This window comes from Arthrobacter sedimenti (assembly GCF_042652025.1).
Taxonomy (GTDB): Bacteria; Actinomycetota; Actinomycetes; order Actinomycetales; family Micrococcaceae; genus Arthrobacter; species Arthrobacter sedimenti.
On sequence record NZ_JBHSDQ010000002.1, the window covers coordinates 320,582 to 336,691 of the forward strand.

At 67.2% G+C, this 16,110-nt stretch carries 11 protein-coding genes; 6 read left to right on the forward strand and 5 right to left on the reverse strand.

Annotated features, from left to right (window positions below; genetic code table 11):
- Window positions 1-96: 96 nt before the first annotated feature.
- The 4 genes from ACFO0G_RS06805 to sufU all read left to right on the forward strand — a co-directional run bounded on the left by ACFO0G_RS06805 (window position 97) and on the right by sufU (window position 7,856).
- Window positions 97-2,832, forward strand: a complete 2,736-nt coding sequence (locus tag ACFO0G_RS06805; RefSeq protein ID WP_376976866.1) for a helix-turn-helix transcriptional regulator — start codon at window positions 97-99, stop codon at window positions 2,830-2,832.
- 106 nt (window positions 2,833-2,938) lie between these two features.
- The gene (locus ACFO0G_RS06810) at window positions 2,939-5,479 is read left to right on the forward strand and encodes a LuxR C-terminal-related transcriptional regulator (RefSeq protein ID WP_376976991.1); all 2,541 of its coding nucleotides are present in this window, start codon (window positions 2,939-2,941) and stop codon (window positions 5,477-5,479) included.
- A gap of 578 nt (window positions 5,480-6,057) precedes the next feature.
- Window positions 6,058-7,383 carry an aminotransferase class V-fold PLP-dependent enzyme gene (locus ACFO0G_RS06815; RefSeq protein ID WP_286402894.1) on the forward strand — a complete coding sequence of 442 codons (1,326 nt, stop codon included), beginning with the start codon at window positions 6,058-6,060 and terminating at the stop codon, window positions 7,381-7,383.
- Between the two features lie 23 nt (window positions 7,384-7,406).
- Window positions 7,407-7,856 carry a Fe-S cluster assembly sulfur transfer protein SufU gene (sufU, locus tag ACFO0G_RS06820; RefSeq protein WP_142130628.1) on the forward strand — a complete coding sequence of 150 codons (450 nt, stop codon included), beginning with the start codon at window positions 7,407-7,409 and terminating at the stop codon, window positions 7,854-7,856.
- Window positions 7,857-7,956: 100 nt separating this feature from the next.
- On the opposite strand, the gene ACFO0G_RS06825 is transcribed toward sufU, so the two are convergent.
- From ACFO0G_RS06825 to ACFO0G_RS06835, 3 genes are read right to left on the reverse strand one after another with little or no spacing between them, the layout of a single operon-like run.
- Window positions 7,957-8,178, reverse strand: a complete 222-nt coding sequence (locus tag ACFO0G_RS06825; RefSeq protein ID WP_142130627.1) for an SCO4848 family membrane protein — start codon at window positions 8,176-8,178, stop codon at window positions 7,957-7,959.
- Between the two features lie 3 nt (window positions 8,179-8,181).
- A complete protein-coding gene (locus ACFO0G_RS06830; protein ID WP_286402897.1) occupies window positions 8,182-8,679 on the reverse strand; it encodes a DUF2505 domain-containing protein in 498 nt (165 codons plus the stop codon).
- Between the two features lie 44 nt (window positions 8,680-8,723).
- Entirely contained in the window at window positions 8,724-10,229 is a 1,506-nt protein-coding gene (locus tag ACFO0G_RS06835; protein WP_376976867.1) for an SDR family oxidoreductase, read from the reverse strand.
- A gap of 237 nt (window positions 10,230-10,466) precedes the next feature.
- Between ACFO0G_RS06835 and mfd the strand changes: the two genes are divergently transcribed.
- Window positions 10,467-14,147 carry a transcription-repair coupling factor gene (gene mfd, locus ACFO0G_RS06840; protein WP_376976868.1) on the forward strand — a complete coding sequence of 1,227 codons (3,681 nt, stop codon included), beginning with the start codon at window positions 10,467-10,469 and terminating at the stop codon, window positions 14,145-14,147.
- A gap of 6 nt (window positions 14,148-14,153) precedes the next feature.
- Window positions 14,154-14,966 (forward strand): metal-dependent hydrolase, encoded by an 813-nt coding sequence (locus ACFO0G_RS06845; protein WP_376976869.1) that lies wholly within the window; start codon window positions 14,154-14,156, stop codon window positions 14,964-14,966.
- An 80-nt stretch (window positions 14,967-15,046) separates the two neighbouring features.
- Here the strand turns inward: ACFO0G_RS06845 and ACFO0G_RS06850 are convergent, their stop codons facing one another.
- On the reverse strand, window positions 15,047-15,310 hold the full coding sequence (locus ACFO0G_RS06850; protein ID WP_286402907.1) for a hypothetical protein: 264 nt from the start codon (window positions 15,308-15,310) through the stop codon (window positions 15,047-15,049).
- Between the two features lie 53 nt (window positions 15,311-15,363).
- Window positions 15,364-16,083 carry a deoxyribose-phosphate aldolase gene (deoC, locus tag ACFO0G_RS06855; protein ID WP_376976870.1) on the reverse strand — a complete coding sequence of 240 codons (720 nt, stop codon included), beginning with the start codon at window positions 16,081-16,083 and terminating at the stop codon, window positions 15,364-15,366.
- Window positions 16,084-16,110 lie beyond the last annotated feature (27 nt).

Below are 16,110 nucleotides of genomic sequence, written 5' to 3' on the forward strand. Positions count from 1 at the left end.
CCCTATTTCCTTGTCAGTGGCAGAGGGTACTCTTCTTCCTATGCGGGGGAGCAAAGGGGCTACATCCCGCTATTGCAGGATGTAGGGGATAAGTTCATGTCAATCGAGCCACTCAGCTGGGGACGTGGGTCAACACCTCAAGGTGACAGGCTGCCCACGCCACCCTCCGCGGCGCCGGAGAACCAGCAATGGTCCGTGCCTGCACGCAGCGCCAACCTCGACGCCGTCCGCACCGCCCTGACCAGCGAAAATTCCCTCGGCGTCGTCATCACCGGTGCCCGCGGCGTGGGGAAATCCTCCCTGGCCCGTGCGGCAGTGGCAGACCTCGGCCCCGATATCTGGTCGCTGCAACTGCGGAACGGCCCGTCGGGCTCCAGCACCCCGTACGGCTGCCTCTCCTTCCTGCTGGCCCGGCTGCCGCAGGCCTACATGGGCTCGCCCACCGCCATCCTGCGCGGCATCACCTCCCTGATCCGCAGCGACGCCGCCGGCAGGCCGTGCATCATTACCCTGGACACCTCCTCCAGCATCGACGATATGAGTGCCGGGGTGCTGCTTAACGTCCTGCTCACCGGTACGGCCAAAATCGTTGCGGTGGCCCCCAACTCCAGTGACCTGCCCCCAGACTTCCACTGGCTGCTGACGGACCGGAAGCTGACCGAGGTGCGGCTCAGCAACCTCAACGAACTGCAGACCCGGCAAGTCCTGCTCTCACTTCTGGGGCACCGGGTCGCTTCCTCCCTGGTCAGCACCTACCACCAGATGGTCGGCGGTAACCCCCTGCTGCTCAAGGCACTGGTCACCGAACAGCAGCTCTCCGGAAACCTGGTCCTGTCGGACTCCGTCTGGACCCTCCGGGACAAGGTGGTGCTTGATGGCGCCGCCAGCCTGGATGACATCGTCCGGTCCCGCTGGTCCCGGGAAACCTCCCAGACACGTGAAGTCATCGAGATGCTCTCCTGTGCCCGCAGGGTGGAGCTATCGCGCCTCACCGCGATCTACGGTGCTGATGTCATTGCGGACATGGAAGACGGCGGCCTGCTGGAGATCGACGAGTCCGAGTATCGCTGGGTGTCCCTGCGGGAGAAATACATCGGTGACGTAGTCAGGACGTGGCTGAGCATTTCCCGGCGGCGGGAGCTTCGCCACGTGATGCTGGGCGGCGCGGAGCCGGATCCGGCGTCCATGACGGTCGAAGAACTGATGTCCTTCGCCGCCTGGACCCACGAGTGCGAGGCCGAGCTCAGCCCTGGGCTGGCGCTTGCGGCCGCCCAGGCCGCGGTCCAGCTCTTCGACCCCCGCTTTGCCTTGACCTACGCGGACATGCTGAGGAGGACCGACGCAGGGTGGGCGCCGGCGCAGCGCCACAAGGCATCGGCATACCTCCAGCTGGACATGCCAGTCCAGGCCCTCGCAGCCCTGGACGACATCTCACAGCCCGAACTCGACGCACTGGACCCCGAGGAATACGCCCAGATAGTCGCAGCCAAAGCCAGAGTCATGCTCTCCATTCCGGAACAGGCGGGTAAAGTGCCGGAACTCCTCGCTTCCGCCCGCGAACGCCTGGAACCGGCAGCCCAGGATTCTTCCTGGCCTGCACCTGCCGTCATCGCAGTCAACCGGGTGGCGCTGAGCGAATTCGAGTACCAGGCCCATGCCGGTAATTTTTCCGCCATGATCCCGGCACTTGAGCGGGCAGCCGATCCTGCTGCCAACCCCGACACGGGATACCGGCTTCAATCGGCCATCATCCTGATGACCGCCCTCGCCTTTACGGGCCGCGAGATGGACGCCCTGGGCCTCATGCGCCAACTCGGTGGCCAGCTCACCGATGCCTCGCACATTGTCGGCCTTCGTGAGCGCTACACCAAGGAGGCGTTCTTCGTCCTGCTGCTGGCGGGCCAATGGCGGCGCTGCATTGATCTCCTTACTCCCTTCAGTGCAGGACAGCTCCACCGGCTCCCCTTCCGAAGCGCCGCAACTGAACTGGCTGCCGGCGTGGCCTATGCCTTCTCCGGCCGCGGTGAGGCTGCCCTGGAGCCGTTGATTTCCGCCACTGCCCAGTTGGAGCTGCAGCCGGTGCAAACCGCGCTGCGCACCGGCTACGCCGCCACAGCCCTCGCCTATGCCCAGACCGGCAATGCAGGATTTGCCCGTAAGTACCTCACCAAGCTCCAGAGGACCTCCGGCAGGGCCGGGTTCGCCGCGGAATGCGTCATAGATTTCTGCGCGCTCGTGGCCGGGCGCTGGCTGGGCGACCCGGAGGCGGTGGCAGGCCTGAAGCAGGGAGCCCGCCGGAACTTGGAGGCGGGGCGGGCTACCGTTGCCGGCATCTACCTGCTGGCCGCAACCGTCAATGGCAGCGACGCGGACTTCCGGCTGCTGGAGGAGATTGCCGGCCACCGGCAGGGCCCCCTGGCCGACGTCTCACGGCTGATCGCCGTCGGAAGCAGGACAAAGGACGCCAAGGCACTCCTTGCCGGCGGTGAACTTGCTGCCACGCTCGAACTGGACGCCGTTGAGGCCCGGTGCATGGCACTGGCCGTGGATTTTGCGCGCCAGGACGGGGACGCGCTCTCGGCCAGGACAGCCCAGGCGCGGCTGGACATCCTGGCCGCCACCGTGTCCAACCTGCCCATCGTGCCCAGCAGCGGAAGCCCCTTGCTGACTAGCAGGGAACGGCAGATCGCCAGGATGGCCGGCCGGGGCGCTTCAAACCGTGACATCGCCATGGAAATGGGCGTGTCGGTCCGCACTGTGGAAGGCCACCTGTACCAGGTCTTCACCAAGCTTGGCGTGACTTCAAGGGGTGATCTGACTGGACTCGTCTAACGGCCACAAGCAGGCGGCCACGCACCGGCTCCTGACCGGACGCCGGGAGCCCGTGGAGCGTATCTGCGCCATCCTGCGGAACGGCGCCCACCACGCCGTTTTCATCATGGCAGGCCCCGGCATCGGAAAATCGGCCGTGACCGATGCCGTGACGGAGCGCCTCGCCGGATCCATGAACGTTGTGCGGATCCACGCCAGTTCGGCCCTGGCCGCCGTGCCGTTCGGAGTCCTGACCCCTTACACGGGCGAGCTCACCGCTGAGGAGTCTGTCTCGCCCGTCGCCGTGCTCCGTTCCATGTGGGCATACTTCGAGAAACTGAAGGCCGGCAACACGGGTTCCGTCCTCATTGCGGTGGACGACGCCCACCAGTTGGATGACGCTTCTGCCGGCGTCCTGGCTGAGGTGATTTCGGCAGGATGGGCCACAGTGGTGGCCGCGGCCAGGCCCCGGCCGGGCCTGCCGCAGCCGCTGGACCAGCTCTGGTATGACGGCCTTGCCGAACGGGTCGACCTCCGTCCCCTCAACCGTGAACAAATCGAAGAGGTCCTGGCCCATGCCCTGGACGGGACCGTCCCCGGTGCCACGGTGGACGCCATTTGGAACGCGTCGGGCGGCAACCCCCGGATCCTCGATGCCCTGCTCCATGACTCAGCTGAAGCCGGTGTCCTGGTCAAACGCAACGGAATTTGGATGCTCCTGGGCTCCTTGCCGAGCGACGGGGCGCGGCTCGCAGCGGTTGTTGCCAAAGACCACCTTCGGCGGCGGCTCGAGGAACAGGAAGCGCTGAAGCTCATTGCCCTTGCCGGACCGGTGGGCAGGAAAGTCATCGAAGATATCAGCGGTGCAGCCGTCGTCCGCTCCCTGCTGGACCAGCAGATGATCGTTGAAGCACCCGGTATTCCGGCTGAACTGTCCATATGGAACGGGCTCTTCGCCGGTGCCATCAGGCATACCGTCTCGGTCTCCCGCAGCCTTCAACTGCGGGAAAAGGTGAAGGCGCACCAGGACCCCACCCTGTTGCAGGGGGAGGGCCGGTTGCGGTCCGTGGAGTGGGCCCTGGAGTGTGGGGTCCGGGTCGCTGATGAGGAGATGCTGGCGGCGGCCCGGGAGGCCCTGATTCGGTTCCACAACCACAGCGCACGGACCATCGCGGCCCGGGTCCACGAGCCCGCGCTGGTTCCCCTGGCCCAGGCGGTCCAGGCGCGTGCGCTGTACAACGAAGGGGCTTACCAGGAAGCCGCGGCACTCCTTGACGAATGTTGGCTCCCGCTGGCCGAAGACCCGCAGGGTGCGGCCGTTCTGCTGCTACGGGTCTCGGCGCACCAAGCCATTGGCCACTCACTGGAGGTGGTGGCGGACGACGTCGAAAAGAACGGCGGGGGTAGTGGCAGCAGCGGGCCGGACTGGCAGCGGGAACTCCTCCACCTGCTCCGGCTTGGAGCGGAAGTGGATTTCCAGGCACTGAACGACCACGTGGCCACCATCCGGAAGGGGCCTGCGGCAGCCACCGGCGGAGAACCGCTCCGTGCGCTGGCTGAGGGTCTCCTGGCCCATGCCCTCGCCTCGGCCGGACGGCCCGTCCAGGGGCTGGAGGCCGCCCTGCTGGCAGCCTCGGAACTTCCACCCCTTGAAGGCAGCCTGTTTTTCTTTCCCGAGTTCGTGCTGGGGCGGCTCGTTTCCGATTACCTGGCCATGGGTGAATGGGAGTCTGCAGAGCGGGAAATCAACCACTACGCCGCCGGGCATGCCCCCGGCGCCGACACCTTCAACGGGAGCCTCCAGGTGCTCCAGGGCTACTCGCTGCTGCGGCAGGGGCGGATGGAGCGCGCCTACCAGGTCCTGCTGCCCGCAGTGGAAGCGCTGAAGCTCAATGACCCCCTCCAGCTCTACCGCTTTGGCACAGCCCTGGGCTTCTATGCGGCCGCACGCCTCGGCGACGCGGAGCAGGCCAAACGCCTGGAACAGGACCACAAGGATGCTGATGCCGGCTGGCCCGCCCACGACCTCCTGGCGGAAGCCTATGTGGCGGCGGCGGGTGAATACCTTGCCCGTGACGGAAAGGGCCTGGCGGCCCTGCAGACGTTGATGACCACCACGGAGGCTTCCGCGCGGACAGGGAACCTCCTTGAGGTCCTTGCCATGTGCTGGGATCTCGGTGACCCCTCGGTGGTCCCCATGGTGCAGGCAGCGGCGCGCGGTGTGGAGGGCCGGTGGGCAGAAGCGTTGCTCACGCTGGCCATTGCTTGGGAAAACGCCGACGGTGACGCCCTTATGGCAACGGCTGCCTCGCTGGAGGAGGCAGGCTTTGTCAACCTGGCCCGCGAAGCTTACGCCCGGGCCAGTACCGTGCTGGAGCAGGCCGGGGAACGCCGGCGGTCGCGGCAGGCCGTGGCCCAGCGTGAGAAGTGCGACCACGAACTGGGGGAGCGGTTCCGGGAAGGCCGGTTCATCGCCGCAGCCCCCACTGTCCGCCTCACGCGCAGGGAACAGGACATCGTCGAGCTGGCCGTGCAGGGCCTCACCGACCGCGAGATCGCGCAGCGCTTGATGGTGTCGGTCCGGACGGTGGAAGGACACCTGTACCGTACCTACGTCAAGCTCGGGGTCCGCAGCCGCGATGAGCTGGAGTCGGCACTGCCAAAGTAGGTCCCGGCGGGCAGGCAGCTGCCGCTCCTGCCCGCGTTGGTCTGTTCCAGCGTCACAGAACCGGGCCTGCGACATGAACGGCGCGGCTCGCGCAGTTGCCGTCCGGCACCTTGCCGCGCGTCCGCCGTCGTCTGTCCCGATCACTGCCGTCCGGCACCTTGCCGCCCGTGCGCCCCGCTGCGGTACCTGGGAGCCTGGGAGCATCGTCCGCTTCACGTAAGTGGCTGAGCGGCGCCCCGGTAGTGCGGCCGCCGGGATTCGAGTACACCCTACTCGTGTACGGGATGGCACCGCGGGATTTACTTAAGGAGGCAAAGCAAAGCGGCAAGCTGGAGGCCGCGGAGCAGCAGAACAGGACATTGAGCCCTTTCGATTTCCGGTCCGCAACGGACCGGGCACAGACGGGGCCGGCGACGTCAGAGTCTTCTGAGACCGAGACTCTCCCCCCAGCCGTCGCCGGCCCTCTGCTCCCTCGGCTGAAGCCCGGGACAGCGGTGGCGGCTGCCCCTCCCGGGCGGCCGCCACAGCCGTGTGTGGGACAATTGGGTGTCAGACATTGGCAGCCCAAGGAGTTCGTTTTGGCCGTAGTATCAACGCCAGCCACACTGGAACGTGCCGTACCTGTCATGGATAACGCCGAGGTGCTGCGCATCCGCAACGACTTCCCGGTCCTCAACCAACTGGTTAACGGGCAGCCCCTGGTCTACCTCGACTCGGGCGCTACGTCGCAAAACCCCGTGAGTGTCATCGAGGCCGAACAGGAATTCTACGAACAGCGCAACGCCGCTGTTCACCGTGGCGCGCACCATCTTGCCGTGGAGGCCACCGAAGTATTCGAGGACGCCCGGCAGACCATTGCCGATTTCATTGGCGCGGACTACGCGGAGACCATTTGGACGTCCAACGCCACAGAAGGGCTGAACCTTCTTTCCTACTCCCTTTCCAATGCCGGGCTGTGGGCGGCTCAGGGACGCGGTGACCAGGGGCTTCGGGACCTGGCACTGAACCCGGGCGACGAGATCGTGGTGACCGAAATGGAGCACCACGCCAACCTCATCCCCTGGCAGGAACTGGCGTTCCGGACCGGGGCCACGCTCCGCTACATCCCCATTGACGACCAGGGCAGCCTCCGCATGGACCAGGCGGCGGCAATCATCGGCCCACGAACCAAGGTCCTGGCCTTCACCCACGCTTCCAACGTCCTGGGCATCATCAACCCGGTGAGGGAACTGACCGCGCTCGGCCACGCCGCGGGGGCACTGGTGGTCCTGGACGCCTGCCAGTCCGCTCCGCACCTGCCCCTGGACGTCAAGGATCTCGGCATAGACTTCGCGGTCTTCTCCGGCCACAAGATGCTTGCCCCCACGGGGATCGGAGTGCTCTACGGGCGGCAGGAACTGCTGGACATCCTGCCGCCGTTCCTGACCGGCGGATCCATGATCACCACCGTCACCATGGAACGGGCCGAGTACCTTCCGGCGCCCCAGCGCTTCGAAGCCGGCACCCAGCGGATCTCCCAGGCCGTGGCCATGGCCGCCGCCGCGAACTACCTCACCGAAACCGGGCTGGACCGGATCCACCGCTGGGAAGCCGAACTGGGCCAGCGCATGGTGGCCGGGCTGGAGGGCATTCCCGGAATCCGGGTCCTGGGTCCTGCCGCCGGGAAGGAACGGATCGGCCTTGCCGCATTCGACGTCGAGGGCGTCCACGCCCACGATGTGGGGCAATTCCTGGACTCCCAGGGAATCGCCGTCCGAGTGGGACACCACTGCGCCCAGCCGCTGCACCGCCGGCTCGGGCTGACCGCCACCACCCGTGCCAGCGCCTACCTGTACAACACCACTGACGACGTGGACCGCTTCCTTGAGGCCGTCGCCGGCGTCCGGGCCTACTTCCGCGCCTAGCGCAGAATACGAGAGTTGACACCATGAGCCTTGACCAGCTGTACCAGCAGATCATCCTGGACCATTCAAAGGCCCGCCACGGCAGCGGGCTCGCCGCCACCGACGCACCGCAGGGGAGCTCCACCGGCCAGTCACACCAGCTCAACCCTGTGTGTGGGGACGAAGTGACCCTCCGGCTTGCCGTCCAGGACGGCAAGGTGGCCCAGGTGGCCTGGGACGGGGCTGGCTGCTCCATCTCCATGGCCTCCGCATCGGTCCTCACCGACCTCGCCGAGGGGATGACCATTGCCGAACTGCATGAGGTCATCGACAGCTTCCGGGAGGTGCTGCGGTCGCGGGGCAAGGTCCATGCCGATCCTGAGCTGCTGGGGGACGCGGCAGCGTTCGAAGGAGTGGCCCGCTACGCCGCCCGGGTCAAGTGCGCCATGATTTCCTGGGTCGCCGCCGAGGACGCGCTCAACCAGGCAGCCTAAGCAGGACAGTGAACAGCCCGGGTCTTCCCTCAGAAGTGGGGAAGGCCCGGGCCTCAGAAGTGGGGAAGGCCCGGGCTGTTTCGTGTGTAAAACGCCTCGTTCAGCCCAGCAGGCCGAGGACCCCGATCACTGCCGTGGCGAGCCCCAGCACCATGGAGATGCTCACCAGCACCACATGGACGGTCAGGAACTTCGTTGCCTTGCCGGCGGCGTCGCGGGCCCGCGGATCCTTCATGACGCGGCGCAGGAACTGCGGCCAGACCACCAGCGACCAAACGCCGGCGACAATGAGGACAAGCGCGGCAAAGACGGGAAGCTGCATGGGCTAGTGGCTTTCCAGCCAAGCCTGGGCCTGTGCGGCCTGCAGGTTCAGTGCTTTGGCCACCATCGGCTCGGCGGCGTCGGCGATCTTGCCGCCGAGGAACGGTACGGAGGACTTCACCGCACCCTCAAGCTCCACGCGGGTTCCGCCGGCGTCGGCCACCAGCCGCTGGACGGCGGTAACATCCACCGGGGCACCGGCGATCTTCAGCGAGATGTTGCTCTGGCGCGAGCCGTCCGCGGCGGGAGCTTCCCAGTTTTCCACCTGGGTCACCTTGAGGTGCTCACCAACAAACTTGCGGGCGATCTCAGGCAGCCGGGTGGTGGGAAGGGTGCGGACCGAGGTGGTGTTGAAGGCACCTGCAATGTCGCCGTCAAGGGTGAAGGACTCCAGGGTGCCGCCCACCAGCTGGCTGACGTGGCGCTGGAAATCCTCGTTCACCAGCACAGCGGTAACGCTGTCAACGGAGTGCGGAAGGGTGGTGGTTGCGCTCAGCGCCATGGGTCCTCCTGGGACGTGGGGAAAGGATTTACGCCTCCAACATCCTACGGGGTCACCCCGGCGCGGTCCGCATCGGCCAATTTCCGGGCCTCCGCCGTGATGTTCCGTGCCATCGCCGGGAAGATCAGGCTGTGAAAGGGAAGCACGGCCAGCCAGTAGAGCCGTCCGCTCAAGCCTTTGGGAAAGAAAATGGCGCGCTGCCGGTAGCGGCTGCCGCCGCCGTCGGGCTCCACGGAAAGCTCCAGCCACGCCCGTCCCGGCGCCCGCATCTCAGCCCGCAGCCGCAGCAGCCTGCCGCGCTCGATCCGCTCTACCCGCCACCAGTCCACCACTTCTCCGGCGGCCAGCATATGCGGATGCCGGCGGCCCCGCAGCAGCCCCGCGCCGCCGGTCAGCTTGTCCAGCCAGCCCCGGACCTGCCAGGCCAGGGGCAGGGAATACCAGCCGTTGCGCCCACCGATGCCCTCGATAATGGTCCAGACATGGGCCGGGTCCACTTCCCCGTGGAAGGTCCGCTCGTCGATGTACACCTTGTGCCCTGCCCACTCGGGGTCGCTGGGAAGGGGATCGGAGTCCGCGCCGGCGCTGGCCCACGTGGTCTCCACTTGGCCGTCCCGCTCCTTGCCCAGCGCCAGGGCCACCGCCGTCCGGTACGGGGTCAGGCCGCCGTCGGGCTGGGGAATGTACTGGTCGATGTCGTGCTCGTTGGACACCGCATCATGCTGCAGCGACTGCACCAGGGGCACCGCCATGGACCACGGGATGGGGGTGGTCAGGGCCACCCAGATGCCTGCCAGCTTGGGCGCGGGGATGGGCAGCGCCAGCACCACCCGGTAGGGCAGGCCTGCTTCCGCAGAGTATTCCTGCATCATCCTGGCGTAGGTCAGCACCTGCCGGCAGCCGATGTCGAAAGTCCGGTTGATCGGGCCCTCAAGGGCGGCAGCGCCCACAAGGTAATACAGCACGTCCCGCACGGCGATGGCTTCGATCCTGTTCCGCACCCAGCTGGGCGCCGGCATCAGCGGCAGCGTTTCGGAGAGGTGGCGGATCATCTCGAAGGAGGCGGAGCCCGACCCGATCACCACGCCGGCCTGGAACACGACGGCGTCCACCGGGCTGTCCAGGAATACCTTGCCCACGGTTTCCCGCGACCGCATATGGGTGGAAAGCTCAACGCCCTGGGGGTGCAGCCCGCCCAAGTAGACGATCCGGCTTACGCCGGCGGCGGCCGCGGCGTCCGCCACGGTGGTGGCCATCGCCTTTTCCTTCGCCTCGAATCCCGCCCCCGCGGCCATGGAGTGCACCAGGTAATAGAAGACGTCGACGCCGGCCAGCGCTTCACGGAGGGCGTCGCCGTCGTCGAGGCTGCTTTCCACGACGTCCACTTTGTCGCGCCACGGCACACCGGCGATCTTGTCAGGGGAGCGGACCAGCACCTTCACCTGGTGGCCTGCCTCCAGCAGCCTGGGCACCAGCCGCCCGCCGATGTAGCCGGTGGCACCGGTGACAAGGACGGTCCTGGGTGTTGGTTTGGCACTCATTGCGGTCATGCTGGCTCCTGTTCGTCCCTTGGAATTCGCAGCGGCCGCCCTTACGGACGGCTGCGCTGCGGAAAAGGCTGCGGAAATCGCTCGACGTTGCCAGCCTAGGTCCATTCCGGGGGCAGATGGGTGCCGCGCTGCCATGTCGTTCCTGCGCGGTAGGCTGGGTATACCCGGGATTCGCAGCGAATTTCGGGTTTTCGCGTTGCCTGCTTGTCTTCGATGAACACCACAGGAGCTTCCGCCATGAGTCTTCCCGGCCAGTCCGCCGCCGGCACATCCAGCACGGGCACCTCCAGCACCACCCCTTCGCTGGATGGACTGCGCCGCGCGCTCGAGCCGGACACGACCTTCGCCCGCGTGCGCGCCGAGGCCGCCCGGGGCTTTGCCGTCCGCGGCGAGGATTACCAGATCAGCGCCCCGGCCGGCCTGCGCCCGGTGCTACTGGCGGAGATGGCGGACGGGCTTGCCGCTGCCGCCGAGGGCGCAGAACCGGGCGTGGTGCTTGCTGTGACGGCCACCGGCCGCGAGGCCGAAGACCTGTCAGCCGCCCTGCGCGCCTACCTTCCGGCGGACGCGGTGGCCGAGTTCCCCAGCTGGGAGACCCTCCCGCACGAGCGGCTTTCGCCCCGCTCGGACACCGTGGGCCGCCGGCTCTCCGTGCTGCGCCGGCTGGCACATCCGGAAAGTTCGACGGCGGGCCGGCTGCGCGTCGTCGTCGCTCCCGTCCGCGCCGTGGTCCAGCCCGTGGTGGCCGGGCTGGGCGACCTTGTTCCGGTTACGCTGAAGGTGGGCCAGGACGTTCCGTTCACCAACGTGGTGAAGAGCCTCGCCGACGCCGCATACGCCCGGGTGGACATGGTGACGCACCGGGGCGAGTTTGCCGTCCGCGGCGGCATCATCGACGTCTTCCCGCCCACGGAGGACCACCCCATCCGCGTCGAGTTCTTCGGCGACGAGGTGGACCAGATGCGCTGGTTCGCCGTCGCCGACCAGCGCTCGCTGTCCGCGCCCGGCGTGCACCACCCCACGGAGCTGCACGCACCGCCCTGCCGCGAAATCCTCATCACTCCTTCCGTGATGTCCCGCGCCGCCACGCTCAAGTCCCAGCTTCCGGCCGCGGCGGACATGCTCGAAAAGATCGCAGGCGGCATCGCCGTTGAAGGCATGGAGTCCCTGGCGCCGGTGCTGGTGGATGCCATGGTGCCGTTCGTGGACCAGCTGCCGGCCGATTCCATTGCCGTGGTGATCGAACCGGAAAAGGTGCGCACCCGGGCCCATGACCTCGCTGCCACCAACGAGGAGTTCCTTGAGGCCGCGTGGTCCACCGCGTCCGACGGCGGGGCGGCACCTTTGGACCTCAGCTCCCAGGCCAGTGCGGCGCTTCATTCGGCCAGCTTCCGCTCGCTGGCTGAAACCCGGTCCTCGTCCCTGGCGCACGGGGTGTCCTGGTGGTCCATCACCTCGCTGGCGCAGGATGCGGAACTGCTGCCCGAGATCGACGTGCTGAACCTGCACGCCCGGGAGCCCCGCGGCTACCAGGGCGATGTCGCCGAGATGATGGACTTCATCGGCTCGCACGTGCGCGACCAGTGGCGGATCGTGGTGGCCACCGAGGGCCCCGGCCCGGCCCAGCGCCTGGCGGAGCTGTTCCACGAAAACGACATTCCCTGCGCCCGGGTGGACAGCCTGGACCACGAACCCCAGCCGGGCATCATCGAGGTGACCACTGCCGCCGTCGGCCGCGGCTTCGTCCTGGACGGGCTCAAACTGGGCCTGCTCACCGAAGCCGACCTGCTGGGCCGCACCTCCGCCGGGTCCACCAAGGACATGCGGCGGATGCCCTCCAAGCGGCGCAACGCCGTCGACCCCCTCCAGTTGGTGGCGGGGGACCATGTGGTGCACGAACAGCACGGCATCGGCCGGTTCGTGGAACTCATCCAGCGCAAGGTGGCCGGCGGCGGCGACGGCGTGCGCGAGTACCTGGTGCTGGAATACGCGCCGGCCAAGCGCGGCGCCCCCGGCGACCGGCTGTTCGTCCCCACGGACCAACTGGACCAGGTGACCCGCTACGTGGGCGGGGACACCCCGGTCCTGAGCAAGATGGGCGGCGCGGACTGGGCCAGCACCAAGTCCAAGGCGCGCAAGGCCGTCAAGGAGATCGCCGGTGAACTGATCCGGCTGTACTCGGCCCGCATGGCTTCCCGCGGCCACGCCTTTGGCCCCGACACTCCATGGCAGCGCGAACTGGAGGAGGCGTTCCCGTACGTGGAGACGCCGGACCAGCTGACCACCATTAACGAGGTCAAAGCGGACATGGAGCGGGAAATCCCCATGGACCGGCTGGTATCCGGCGACGTGGGCTACGGGAAGACCGAGATCGCGGTGCGGGCTGCGTTCAAGGCCGTCCAGGACGGCAAGCAGGTGGCGGTGCTGGTGCCCACCACGCTGCTGGCGCAGCAGCACTACGAAACCTTCACCGAACGGTTCTCCGGCTTCCCCCTTCGCGTGAAGCCGCTATCCCGCTTCCAGTCCGCAAAGGAGTCCAAGGAAACCGCCGAAGGGGTCAAGAGCGGCGCCGTGGACATCGTCATCGGCACCCACCGGCTGCTGTCCAAGGACTTCGAGTTCAAGGACCTCGGCTTGGTGATCGTGGACGAAGAGCAGCGGTTCGGCGTGGAGCACAAGGAGGCGCTGAAGAAGATGCGCACCAACGTGGACGTGCTGGCCATGAGTGCCACCCCGATTCCCCGCACCCTGGAGATGTCCCTGACCGGCATCCGGGAAACCTCGACGCTCGCCACCCCGCCGGAGGAACGGCACCCGGTGCTGACCTACGTGGGCCCGTACACTGACAAGCAGACCTCCGCCGCCATCCGCCGCGAACTCATGCGCGAAGGGCAGGTGTTCCTGGTCCACAACCGGGTGTCCACCATTGAGCGGACCGCGGCGAAGATCCGCGAATTGGTCCCGGAAGCCCGGGTGGAGGTGGCGCACGGCAAGATGTCCGAGAGCCGCCTGGAGCAGATCATCGTGGACTTCTGGGAGCGGCGCTTCGACGTCCTGGTGTGCACCACCATCATTGAGACCGGCCTGGACATCTCCAACGCCAACACGCTGATCGTGGACGGTGCGGATAAATACGGGCTGTCCCAGCTGCACCAGCTCCGCGGCCGTGTGGGCCGTGGCCGGGAACGTGCGTATGCGTACTTCCTGTACCCGGCGGAGAAGCCCCTGGGGGAGGTGGCGCTGGAGCGGCTCAAGGCCGTTGCGGCGCACAACGAACTGGGCGCCGGCATGCAGCTGGCCATGAAGGACCTGGAGATCCGTGGCGCCGGCAACCTGCTGGGCGGTGAACAGTCCGGCCACATCCAGGGGGTGGGCTTCGACCTGTACATCCGGCTTGTGGGCGAGGCCGTGGCGGATTTCCGCGGCGAGGCCGAGGAGAAGGCTGCGGAGATGAAGATCGAGCTGCCGGTCAACGCGCACCTGCCGCACGACTACGTTCCCGGCGAGCGGCTGCGCCTGGAGGCCTACCGGAAGCTCGCGGCGGCCCTCACCAACGAGGCCATCGACGAGGTCCAGGCAGAACTGGTGGACCGCTACGGCGAACTTCCGCTGCCGGCACAGAACCTGGTGGCCGTGGCACAGTTCCGGGTGGCCGCCCGCGAAGCCGGCCTGTCCGACGTTGCGCTCCAGGGCAACTTCATCAAGTTCTCCCCGGCCACGCTGCCGGAGTCCAAGACCATGCGCCTGAACCGGATGTACCCGGGTTCGCAGACCAAGCCTGCGCTGGACGCGGTGCTCATTCCCAAGCCCAAGACGGCGCGGATCGGGGGCCGGGACCTGCAGGACGCCGAAATCCTGGAGTGGGCCAACGGCGTCATTCGGAACATCTTCTCCGACGCCCCACTGGCGGTGAGTTAGCACTTGATGGGAGGACACCACGCCGCGTCGGGAGCCGCGGCGTGGGTAGCTGTTGCGTCCACCGGCCCCTACACCCTGGGCTGGTACCCGCTTGATCCCACCGGGATCCTCATCGGCGGCATGGTCACTGCCGGCACCGCCCTGGTTTGCGACTGGGACCACCGCTCAAGCACGGTGGCCCATGCGCTGCCGCCGCTGTCCAACGCGATCGCCCGCGGCATTGAAAACGCCAGCGGCGGCCACCGGCAGGGCACGCACTCCATTCTGGGTGCGGCGGCGTTCGTGTTCCTGGCCGGCCTGGCATCCCAGGTCCACATGGACACGGGCTGGGGGCGTCTGTCTGTCGGCGCCGGCCTGCTGTGCATGTTCCTGATCAACATCGCGGCGAAGGCGCTGAAGCTTTTTCCCAAAAGCGGCTTCATCTCCAACTGGATCTTCGCTTTGGTCATGGCCGGCCTGGTCACCGTCTACGCGCCGGAGCAGTGGACGTGGCTGCCCACATCGATGCTCATTGGGGTGGTGGTGCACATCGTGGGCGACCTCATCACCACTGGGGGAGTGCCGCTGCTCTGGCCGCTGGTGGTCCGGCCGCCCAAAATGCTGCGCCGCATGCCGCTGTTGCGGAACGTGTGGCGGGCCAACGGCGCCCTGTCCGTACCCCTGCTGGGGCGGGCCGGTTCGAAGCGGGAATGGTTGGTGCTGATCCCGGTCAGCGCCTACGCGATGGTGGGCATGACCATGGCAGGCTGGGCCATCGCCCAGCACCACTGGGGCCGCGTGGCCGCTGCGGCGGGTGCCTGGATCAGGCTCTGGTTCTAGCAGCGGAACCGTTGATACGAAAACGGACCCCGGACGATGCGTCCGGGGTCCGTTGGTGTCTTAACGGCTGGGCGTGAAGCCTAGTGCTCGCCTGCTGAGTCGGAACGGCCGAAGATGGTCTGCGGGAGCCAGAATGCCAGGGCGAAGAGGACCAGGCAGACGGCCATCGGCCACGGGTTGCCCAGGCTCAGGAACGACAGCGAGTAGATGGCACCGAGGAACAGGGCGAAGCAGATCACGAAGAGGATAACGCTGCCCGCGAGCTTGTTTTCGTTCTGCGGGGTACGGACATGTTCCTGGTTGGACGCCGTGTCCCGGCTGGACGGGTTGATCTGGCTGGACATGTGTTCCTCCTCGGCCCCGCGGGGCTTGGTCTGTTGCGGTTTCCGGCTTCCGGTCAGTACGCGGCTGAACCCTGTTCACCCTTGACGATGGCGATTCCGGAACTGGCACCAATTCGTGTTGCACCTGCTGCAATCATAGCCTGCGCGTCGGCGAGGGACCGTACGCCACCGGAGGCCTTGACACCCAGGTCCGAGCCTACTGTCCTGCGCATCAGGGCCACGTCCTCCACGGTGGCACCGCCGCCGTTGAAGCCGGTGGAGGTTTTCACGAAGTCTGCTCCGCCCTCCACCGCCGCCTGGCAGGCCAGCACCTTCTGCTCGTCCGTCAGGAGGGCAGTTTCGATGATGACCTTCAGGATGGCCCCGCCCGCGTGCACGGTCTCGGCCACAGCAGCGACATCGTCCGTCAGGGCGCCCTTGTCGTTCGCCCGTGCGGCGGCAATGTTGATCACCATGTCCACCTCATCGGCGCCATCCAGCACCGCGCCGCGGGCTTCGAACGACTTCACGTCCGTGGGGGTTGCCCCAAGGGGGAAGCCCACCACGGAGCAGGTGAGGACGCCCGAGCCCTTGAGCGCCTTGGTGACCGTCTTGACCCAAATCGGGTTCACGCACACGGACTTGAACTTGTACTCGGCCGCCTCTGCGCACACTTTCAGCACGTCGGCTTCCGACGCTTCGGGCTTGAGCAGCGTGTGGTCGATGTAGGAGGCGATGTTCGCGGCTCCGGCCGCCTCAGCGTTGCCTGCGTGCACGGTGGCTTCGTTGCTCATGATGGTCCTCTCGAAGGGCCGGGCGGC